9 protein-coding genes and 1 tRNA gene are annotated in these 9,926 nt (G+C 27.6%); 5 read left to right on the top strand and 5 right to left on the bottom strand.

Annotated features, from left to right (window positions below):
• Positions 1 to 86: 86 nt before the first annotated feature.
• Positions 87 to 1,424: a coproporphyrinogen III oxidase family protein gene (locus CVOLT_RS07815; RefSeq protein ID WP_039666195.1), complete on the top strand. Its 1,338-nt coding sequence runs from the start codon at positions 87 to 89 to the stop codon at positions 1,422 to 1,424.
• Positions 1,425 to 1,443: 19 nt separating this feature from the next.
• Here CVOLT_RS07815 and hemJ read toward each other — a convergent pair whose 3' ends face one another.
• From hemJ to glmM, 3 genes are read right to left on the bottom strand one after another with little or no spacing between them, the layout of a single operon-like run.
• Positions 1,444 to 1,893 (bottom strand): protoporphyrinogen oxidase HemJ, encoded by a 450-nt coding sequence (hemJ, locus tag CVOLT_RS07820; protein WP_039666196.1) that lies wholly within the window; start codon positions 1,891 to 1,893, stop codon positions 1,444 to 1,446.
• Positions 1,887 to 2,339 carry a signal peptidase II gene (lspA, locus tag CVOLT_RS07825; protein ID WP_039666197.1) on the bottom strand — a complete coding sequence of 151 codons (453 nt, stop codon included), beginning with the start codon at positions 2,337 to 2,339 and terminating at the stop codon, positions 1,887 to 1,889. The genes hemJ and lspA overlap by 7 nt, the downstream gene beginning before the upstream one ends.
• On the bottom strand, positions 2,332 to 3,669 hold the full coding sequence (gene glmM, locus CVOLT_RS07830) for a phosphoglucosamine mutase (protein WP_039666198.1): 1,338 nt from the start codon (positions 3,667 to 3,669) through the stop codon (positions 2,332 to 2,334). Before glmM ends, lspA begins: the two co-directional genes overlap by 8 nt.
• A gap of 137 nt (positions 3,670 to 3,806) precedes the next feature.
• Between glmM and CVOLT_RS07835 the strand changes: the two genes are divergently transcribed.
• From CVOLT_RS07835 to CVOLT_RS07845, 3 genes are all read left to right on the top strand, one after another.
• A complete protein-coding gene (locus tag CVOLT_RS07835) occupies positions 3,807 to 4,961 on the top strand; it encodes a YdgA family protein (protein ID WP_039666199.1) in 1,155 nt (384 codons plus the stop codon).
• Positions 4,961 to 6,151 (top strand): replication-associated recombination protein A, encoded by a 1,191-nt coding sequence (locus tag CVOLT_RS07840; RefSeq protein ID WP_039666200.1) that lies wholly within the window; start codon positions 4,961 to 4,963, stop codon positions 6,149 to 6,151. The genes CVOLT_RS07835 and CVOLT_RS07840 overlap by 1 nt, the downstream gene beginning before the upstream one ends.
• A 47-nt stretch (positions 6,152 to 6,198) precedes the next feature.
• Positions 6,199 to 6,274 (top strand) — tRNA-Val (locus tag CVOLT_RS07845).
• A 69-nt stretch (positions 6,275 to 6,343) separates the two neighbouring features.
• On the opposite strand, the gene CVOLT_RS07850 is transcribed toward CVOLT_RS07845, so the two are convergent.
• Positions 6,344 to 8,482 carry a flagellin-like protein gene (locus CVOLT_RS07850; protein ID WP_052243203.1) on the bottom strand — a complete coding sequence of 713 codons (2,139 nt, stop codon included), beginning with the start codon at positions 8,480 to 8,482 and terminating at the stop codon, positions 6,344 to 6,346.
• A gap of 215 nt (positions 8,483 to 8,697) precedes the next feature.
• On the opposite strand from CVOLT_RS07850, the gene CVOLT_RS07855 reads away from it, so the two are divergent.
• Positions 8,698 to 9,324 (top strand): hypothetical protein, encoded by a 627-nt coding sequence (locus CVOLT_RS07855; protein ID WP_039666201.1) that lies wholly within the window; start codon positions 8,698 to 8,700, stop codon positions 9,322 to 9,324.
• Here CVOLT_RS07855 and ruvC read toward each other — a convergent pair whose 3' ends face one another.
• Complete coding sequence (gene ruvC / locus CVOLT_RS07860; protein ID WP_039666202.1) at positions 9,325 to 9,801, bottom strand: crossover junction endodeoxyribonuclease RuvC; 477 nt, start codon at positions 9,799 to 9,801, stop codon at positions 9,325 to 9,327.
• Between the last annotated feature and the right edge of the window lie 125 nt (positions 9,802 to 9,926).

Genomic DNA, 9,926 nt, shown 5'->3' on the forward strand with positions numbered 1-9,926 from the left:
ATATTTTTTTCATATTTAAACCTTTGTAAAAAAATATGATACAATTATAACCTTATTTTAACAACTACATATTTTTTAGGAAAAGCATGAATTTTTTACAAAAAACCGCACTTGCATATTCACATAAAGCTATGCAAAAATCTTTAGAAAATGGCTTTGATGTGAAACTTTTAAAAACAGGACAAAACAAAAAGGTAAATCCAAATAAATCTTATATGTTATACGCTCATATACCTTTTTGCCACACTTTTTGTCCATATTGTAGTTTTCACAAATATTACTATGATGAAAATTTATCAAAAAGATATTTTGAAAGCTTAAGAGAAGAAATTAAACAAATTAAAGATAAAGGTTTTGATTTTAGCTCCATGTATGTTGGAGGCGGTACTACTTTGATCAACGAAGAAGAACTAGCTAAAACTTTAGAACTTTGTAAAAAACTTTTTAATATCAAAGAAATTTCTTGCGAAACTGATCCTAATCATATAGAGCCAAAAAAATTAGAAATTTTTAAAGGATTGATCGATCGCTTAAGCTGTGGCATACAAAGTTTTGATGATGATATACTCAAAAAAGTAGCAAGATATCATAAATTTGGATCTAGTGAGCAATTACAAGAAAAACTTTCTAAGGCTATTGGAATTTTACCTGTAATGAGTCTTGATTTAATTTTTAATTTTCCAAGTCAAACCAAAGAACAATTGCTAAAAGATTTACAAATTGCTAAAAATTTAAAACCTCAGCAAATCACTACTTATCCATTGATGAAATCAAATCTCACTAAAGACAATATAGCCAAAACTTTAGGGGTAAGCTTTGAAGATAATGAGTTTGAATTTTATAAAATAATTGTAGATTTTTTCAAAGATTATGAAAGAAATAATGCTTGGTCTTTTTCTTTGGAAAAAAGTAGTTTTAATGATGAGTATGTAAGCTCTCATCATGAATATTTAGGAGTTGGAAGCGGTGCATTTAGCTTCTTAGATGAAGAACTTTTAATCAATGCTTTTAATTTAAATGATTATTCTAATTTGATTAAAGAAAAACAAAATGCAAACATAGCTAAAGCTAATTTTAGCAAGAAAGAAATTATCAAATATGTATTTTTAACAGAAATGTTTGCAGGAAAAATAGAAATTAATAAATTCAATCAAACACTAAATTGCGATCTTGAAAAAGATCTTTTCATAGAACTTTTAGGACTTAAATTAAGCAAAGCCATTAAAAAAGAAAATGATACATTATATGTGAGTGAATTTGGGCGTTATTTGTTTATGGTTTTAATGAAAGATTTTTATACAGGTATGGATTTAGTGCGTGCTGTATTTAGAGACGATAAGCGTATTAAAAACAAAGATCATATTAGCATTATGCATGAAAATGTTGAACCATTAAATTTTAAAAGTATGGAATTTAAAGGATAAAAGCCATTTTTGGCTTTTATCAAAATGGCCTTATAACCATCATTATCGCAATGATAATAAACAATATAGTCGGAACTTCATTATAAATTCTAAAAAATTTACCGCTTTTTTTGCAAACATCATTTTGTAGTTGTCTTAAATAATAATAATTTTGCAAATGATAAATAATCAAAAGCAAAACACAGGTTAATTTTGCATGCATAAATCCTGATCCTACCATCAAAACTTTATTAGCATGAAGCATTAAGCTACCGCTGATTAAAGTTGCTATCATTGCAGGAGTTTGTATATAAAAATACAATTTACGCTCTTGAATTTTTACTACATCTACAAAACCTTTATTGTTACTATTTTCTGCATGATAAACAAAAAGTCTTGGCAGATAAAACAATCCAGCCATCCAAGATACAAAAGCCAAATAATGCACCATTTTAATCCATAAATACCATTCGGTTATAAAATCTAACATTTCTCTCCTTTATTTAAAAATTCTTTTATCAAAATCAATACCACGCTAATATTTATCATCACATCAGCTAGATTAAATACAGCAAATTCAAACCATTTGTGCCAAAATACAAAATCAACCACGCCAATATGAACAAATCTATCTAATAAATTTGAACACCCTGCACTTAGCATTATCGCAAAAGCCACAAGATGGGTTTTTAAAAATTCTTTTTGATAAAACAAATATCCAAACAAAACCACAATAAATATAAGTTGTATGTATTTTAAATATGCACCTAAAAAAGCAAACATTGAAAAGGCTACACCTGTATTATAAGTCAAAACCAAATCAAAAAATTCACCTTTATACCCTAAACCTTGTAAAAATAAATATTTGCTAGCTTGATCTAATGCAAAAACAATAGCAAAAATAATCCAAAATTTCAAAGGAAAAATTTTAAGCATTAAGTGCTTTCATAAAAAATTTTTCCACATCTTTCATTTGTTTTTCTAGTATTTTTATATCTTTAGCTTCTAATAACAAACGAATTAAATTTTCAGTCCCTGAGTATCTAAACAAACTTGCAATTCCTTTTTTTTCTAAATCTTGTTTTAAAGCATCTAAACCTTCAAGGGTAGATAAATCTTTTTTTTCTGAAATTTTAAGATTATGCAAAAGTTGAGGATAAGGCTTAACTTGGCTTAAAATTTCACTAGCACTTTTTTCTTCACTAAGCATTAAAGCACTAAATTGTAATGCAGCCACCAAACCATCGCCTGTCTTAGCATAATCACTAAAAATGATATGCCCACTTTGCTCGCCACCAAAGTTACCATCACATTCTTTTAATTTTTCTAAAACATATTTATCGCCAACATTGCAAGTTTCGTGTTTAATTTTGTGTTTGTTTAAAAATTCTTTTAAAGCACCATTACTCATTATAGTGCTTACTACGCTTGATTTTAATTTTCCTTGTTTTTTCAAAAACAAAGCCAATACTCCAAGCAAACTATCTCCATGAGCTACTTCACCTTTTTCATCTACAACCACCAAACGATCTGCATCTCCATCAAAAGCAAACCCCACATCAGCTCTAAATTTTTTCACTTCTGCTGCTAAAGTCAAAGGATGTAAAGCTCCACAATTTTCATTGATATTTAAACCATTTGGTTTATCATTAATTACAATTACATCAGCACCAAGCTCTTTAAAAACGGTTGGAGCAACCTTATACGATGCACCATGAGCCACATCAAGCACCACACGCATTGACTTTAAAGTCAAATTTTTAGGGAAAGAATTTTTTATAGAAACGATATATCTACCAATAACATCATCAATTCTTTTTGCTTGACCAATTTGTGATTTAGTAGTTTTAGCTTCTTCTATAAGCTTATCGTTAAAGTAAATTTCTTCTATCTTAGCTTCTGCTTGTTCATCTAATTTATTGCCATGTGCATCAAAAAATTTAATCCCATTATCATAGTAAGGATTATGCGAAGCTGATATCATAATGCCCGCATCACAACGCATATCTTCAGTTAAAAACGCAATTGCAGGAGTAGGCATAGGTCCTATTTCTATAACATTATAACCTATAGAAGTTAGTCCTGAAACTATGGCATTTTCTATCATATAACCACTTCTTCTTGTGTCTTTTCCTACTAAAATATTATTTGTAAGAGCTTTGTCTTTAAAATAAATTCCAGCAGCCATAGCCAAACGCATTGCTAAAAATGAATCTAAAAATTCCCCTGCCTTTCCTCTAACTCCATCAGTTCCAAAAAGTTTCATTTTTTTACCTTTATTTAAAATAATGCAATTATAGAAAAAAAAGTTAAGTAATGTATAAATATAAAAATTTTATAATACTCGGTTTTTTTAAAATACTTACCAAAATTAAAAATCAAAATTTATTTTTAAGGAAAATTATGAAAAAAATTATTGCAGGAATCGTCCTTTTAGCAACACTTGTTGTTTTATTTTTCATTTCAACTTCTTATGTTAGCTCTGTCAATGAAAAAATTTTTAATCACATAAGCAAAAGCACAGATTATTATGAAGTTAAAGATGTCAATTTTACTAAAAACTTTTTAGATTCTAAAGGAAGCTTTAAAATTTCATTCAATGACTTTTATATTTTTACAATTAATATTGATTTTTCAAATATTTTCTTTGTAAGTAATAATGCAAAAATTTCTATTATCAATGAAAATGAAGATATGAATGATTTATTTACAAACAAAGAAATTATGAAAATATTTGTTAATGTCAAAGCAAATGATAAAATAGCTATCAATGCTAAAGTTAACGATATTAACACTACTAAAGATAATAAAACATTATTAGTTAAAAATTTTGATATAAATATCGATCTTAAAGAAGAATTTGTAAAAGAAATCCAATTAAATCTAAATCATTTTTTATTTGAGGATGATTATAATAAAATGGAATTGAAAAATGTTAAAATAGCTGAATTTCCTTTTGAAAATTTAAAACTCGAAGATATTTTCACTCCTGCACGCACTGGTGAGCAAAAAATCGATATAGAATTGATTGATTTAAAAGATGTAATAGTTAGCAATTTAAAGGCTAATGCAAAAACTCTTACAAATACAAACAATGAATACGATGGCGCATTGAAATTTAGCATGGATAAATTCTCTCTACCTTCTAACAATCTTTCATTAGATAATATTAATATGGATATGAAATTGGTTAATATCTCTAAAAAAGCTTATGATCAATACCTAAAATCAGATGGAAATATTTTTTCACTAATGGTTTTATCAAATCAATTTTTACAAAGCAATCCAGAAATTTTCTTAAATGATTTTTCATTCTCAAAAGAAGAAAAGAAATTTCAAGCAAAAGCTCAAGCTATAATCAAAGATAACAACATAAAAGCTCAAGCAAATATTAACTCTGAACTTCTTCCAAGCCAAATCATTCCTGAATTTAATAATTTTGATATGTATTTTGTAGATAACAATGGAAGTTATACGCTAGATTTTAGCTATGATGATAGTAACAAAAGTGATGTCAAAGCTATCCTTAATGGAGAAGAATTTAATCCAAACTTATAATGTCAAATTTAAATTTGAAATTTCGTCCTAAAACTCTTGATGAGATTTTAGGACAAGAAAATTTAGTAGAAATTTTTAAGCAATTTATCTTTCTTTCAAAACTTCCTCATAGTATATTTTTTGGTCCAGCAGGATGTGGAAAAACTTCTTTTGCAAGAGCTGTGGCAAATGATTTTAAAGTAGATTTTTTTGAATTTGATGGTGGAAATTTTAAGCTTGAAGATCTAAGAAAAATACTAAACAACTATGACAATTCTTTATACAAACCTTTAATTTTTATCGATGAAATTCACAGGCTCTCAAAAACCCAACAAGAAATGCTTTTAGTGCCTTTAGAAAATCAAAAGTGTATTTTCATAGGTGCAAGTACTGAAAATCCTTATTTTACTTTAACTTCAGGCATTAGAAGCAGGACTATGCTTTTTGAATTCAAAGGTTTAAAAAACCAAGATTTAGAAAAATTAGCTTTAAAAATTCAAGAAAAATTACAATGCAAAATCGATGATGATGCAAAAGATTTTTTAATCACTTCAAGTGCCAATGATGCTAGAAGTTTTTTAAATTTATGCGAATTTGCATTAGCATTAAATCCTACACATATCAAACTTGAAACTTTAAAAAAACTAAGAGCTAATGTTTTAAGCGATGGCACTTCAAGCAAAGATACGCATTATAAACTTGCAAGTTCTTTGATAAAAAGTCTAAGGGGAAGTGATGTAAATGCAAGTTTATATTATCTTGCAAGGTTGATTGATGGGGGAGAAAGTGCTGATTTTATCGCTAGAAGATTAGTTATCTTTGCTAGTGAAGATATCTCTAATGCAAATCCACAAGCACTAAATTTAGCCACAAGCACATTAATAGCTGTAAAAAACATAGGTTATCCTGAAGCTAGGATAATCTTAGCTCAATGTGTAGTTTTTTTAGCAAGTTCTCCTAAATCAAATTCAAGCTATCTAGCTATAAATTCTGCCCTAAATTATGTCCAAAACAACCCTGCTTTAAAAATCTTACCTCATCTTGATAATAATCACCCACAAAGAAAAAACTATCTTTACCCACATGATTTTGGAGGCTGGGTAAAACAACAATACTTAGAAAAAAATTTAAAATTTTATCATAGCAAAGGTGTAGGTTTTGAAGCGCAACTGGATTTGTGGTTAAAAGATATGAAAAAACCTAAAGGCTAAATTTAAGCACAATGTAAAAATATTTTTATATAATTTTTGTTTTTTAAGGTTCCGTAGCTCAGTTGGTAGAGCACCACCTTGACATGGTGGTGGTCGTTGGTTCAAGTCCAATCGGAGCCACCATTTTTTATTTCTTTCAAGAATTTTTCAAATAAAAATAATTTTGTTTTAAATAAAATATATTATTGTAAATTATTTTAAAAGCATCTCAATCATTTGTTGTTGAAAAGAATTATTTTTACTAAGTAATAAAGACCCGCTTTCGCGTATAATCTTTAGTTTTACAAAATTTGCACTTTCATCAGCAAAATCAAGATCTTTTATATTAGAAGCACTGCTTAAGAGATTAATACTAGTTATAGTTATATTAGATATTGCAGATTGTAATTGATTTTGAACACTACCTAAATCAGATCTTATAGAATCTAAAGTTTTTAAAGAATTATCAGCTATATCCATCAAAACCATAGATCTTTTTAAGGTTAAAAACACACTATCACTTTTATTATAAGAATTTGCAAACATTCCCATAGCATCAGCTATTTCTTTATCTATAACACCCATCATTTCTCTTAAACTCACAAAAGCACCATTACAATCTTTTAAATCATCATCTAATCCTATTATAGTATTATTACTAACACCATTACCTGAAATTTGTATATCTATCACACCGCTAGAAACTAAAGATAATCTACCATATTCTTCCCATTTCTGATCCAATCTTACGCCAGTTGCCTCTTTTAAATTTTCAGGTCTTAAACCTAATACTCCAGCACCATTATTTGGTGGAGTTGGGCGATTTGGATCTTCATTATCATTGGTATTAAATCCGACTATTGTTTTAACATTATCTGGAGCACTTATAGATAATCTTAATTGCCCTTTATCATTTTTTTCAACCTTAGCACTAAAACCTAATTGTGCAGTTGTAGCATTAATAGCATCTGCAAAATCATACATATTAAATTTTTCTTGACCATCACTTTTCAAAAATGGTATAAAGTCTGAAGTATGCTTTACACCTGCATCATCTATATATACTATAGATATGCCTGGTTTATCTTGATACCTAATCAAAGCATTGTCAGCATCAACATAATCTCCTTTAAATGTTGTAAATTTTAATCCAGTATTTTTGGCTTGATTACCAGTAACTTCAATAACTCCATTTGGGTCACCAACTGAATAAATTCTATATTGATCTCCTTCTATAATCGCGTATACTCCACTTTTTTCACTAGTCTCATTAATATTATCTACAAATTCTTGAACATTTGATGATGCTTTTATATCAACTCCATTTATTTGAACTCCACCATCATTAAATGCTTTAAAATCCTTTATCTTAGCTCCAGTATAAATTTTTGCATCAAGTCCAGCTAAAGCCATAAAAGAATTTGAACTATCTTCTATCTTTATACCTCTACCATCAATACTATCTAATGTCAATCTGCCATTTTCATCTAAAAAAGCTTTGACACCAGTATATTGAGTTTGGGAATTAATTGCGTTTATTAAAACCCCATTTTTATCGCCATCTTGAATTTCTATAGCACCTATTAACACTCCATTTATAGAAAAATCATTTCCAGTCCATCCAGCTTTAACACCACCATGTCCTTTATATTGAACTTCATAATCAGCTCTTACACCTGTTTTATCAGATATTTTATTTATCTCTGTAGCAAGTTCACCTATACCTTCACCTTCTTTATATCCTATATTAAATTTTATATCATATCTTGTATTTTTGTCAAAAAGAGATCCTATACTCATATTTAAATCATTACCACTAACAATTATATTTGCACTGGTTAAAAAATGAGTTGTACCTAAACTACTTGATTGAGTTGAACCTATACTAGCATTTATAGTTGTATTTGATAAATTACCTATTTGAAATTGCTTATTTATAAAAGAACCATTAAGCAATGATAAACCATTATAAATCGTGTTATTTGCTATGTTATCAAGGCTATTTATTAAAAGATTTATTTCTTCTTGTATAATTCTTCTTGTTTTTTGACTTTGCCCATCTTGAGCTGCTTGAGTAGCTTTTATCTTTATAAGTTCTACTATTTTAATTTGTTCATCCATTGCTTTATCTGCTAAAGATAGTATACCTATAGCATCGTTTGCATTATTTATAGCTTGTTGTAATGTTTTAGAATTTACATCAAGATTATGGGCTATACTTAATTCTGATGCACCATCTTTAGCACTATTTATACGCAAACCTGAAGATAGTCTTTCTAAAGAATTATCAAGTTGACTTGATATTTTTGTTAAATATGTTGTTATATTAAACCCTCTAATTCCATTTACCATAAAAAAATAGTATCCTCAAAAAATATATAGAATATACCCAAATCGTTTTTTAAAAAAAATATTTAATACATAATTATACTGATAAAAAATCGATAATTTTAAAACAAATTTAAAAAGTTTTTTATAGAAAATAAATATATATTTAATAAAAATTATCCAAGAAATTAAATATTTTTTTGTTATAATTTATTATAAAAAATAAGTAAGGATAATAAATGCTTAAAGAACTACTTGAAATCAAAAAAGAAATGGAACCTATAATCCACGAATGTTCAGTAAAAATTCAAGTAGCATCAAGAGAAGTTATCGTAAGAAAAAGAGAATATGAAATTTATGGTCCTATGATAGATAGGGTTTATCTTGATAATGCTATTTATGTCAAAGTTTTTGGAAGTGGAAGAGATACAAAAAGTACTAAAGTAGATATTAAAAATGGTTTTTACATGGTTTATACAGCTCCTGATAAACCAACAAATCAAGAAACTATGAATAAACTCAAAGTTTCTTTTGAAAGCATTGATAATAAATTTATTTCAAAAATTTTAGAACTCAATAGAAGAATGAAAGAAATTCTTAATAAAACTCAAACCACTCTAGCAAAAGCATCAAATATGAATGTAGTCATAGAAACCAATCTTGGCGAAGCAAGTGCTGCAACTAAATTTATAATTACTATCAAGTATGTAAAAGACAATCAAAAATTAGAAATGAAAAATTCAAAATCTGCAGGAAGTTTTAGAGATACTAAAAATCACATCAATCTAGTTGTCGATAAAAATACAGATTCAGCTGTATGTGAAAAACTTTTACATGATGTTGAAATTTATTTTATAGGGAAATAATTAAACTTTTATTTTAAAATTAGCCAAATGAGTTAAAGCCACTGCTATAGCATCGGTTATATCAAGTGGTTTTATATCTTTTGAAATTCCAAGTAATCTTTTTACCATAAATGCAACTTGTTCTTTTGTAGCCTTTGCTTTACCTGTAACTGTTTTTTTTACTTGTAATGGTGTGTATTCAGCAAATTCCCCATGCATTTGTAAAATTTTTAAACTCAAAGCTCCGCGAAACTGAGCAAGTTTTAAAACCGTTTTTGGATTATAAGCAAAAAATATATCCTCTATTGCTACCTCATCAAAATGATGATTTTTAAAAATCAAATCAAGACCTTCGCAAAGTTCTGTGATTTGGTATTGTAAGTCATTGGGTTTGATTTTTATAAGTCCTGCTTCTATGAGTTTATTTTTATTATTAATTTTTTCAACAATTGCATACCCACAATACCTAGAACCAGGATCAATTCCCAAAACTTTCAACTTTTCACCTTTTATTCACATAAATGTGAAATTTTATATTTTATTGTGAATAATTTTAACAATTTTTTATAAACTCTAAGCTAAAATTCAAGCTTTTAAACTACTAAAAATTTTAAGAAAAATTA

Origin of the sequence: Campylobacter volucris, from assembly GCF_008245045.1 — a bacterium.
GTDB classification, from domain to species: Bacteria; Campylobacterota; Campylobacteria; order Campylobacterales; family Campylobacteraceae; genus Campylobacter_D; species Campylobacter_D volucris.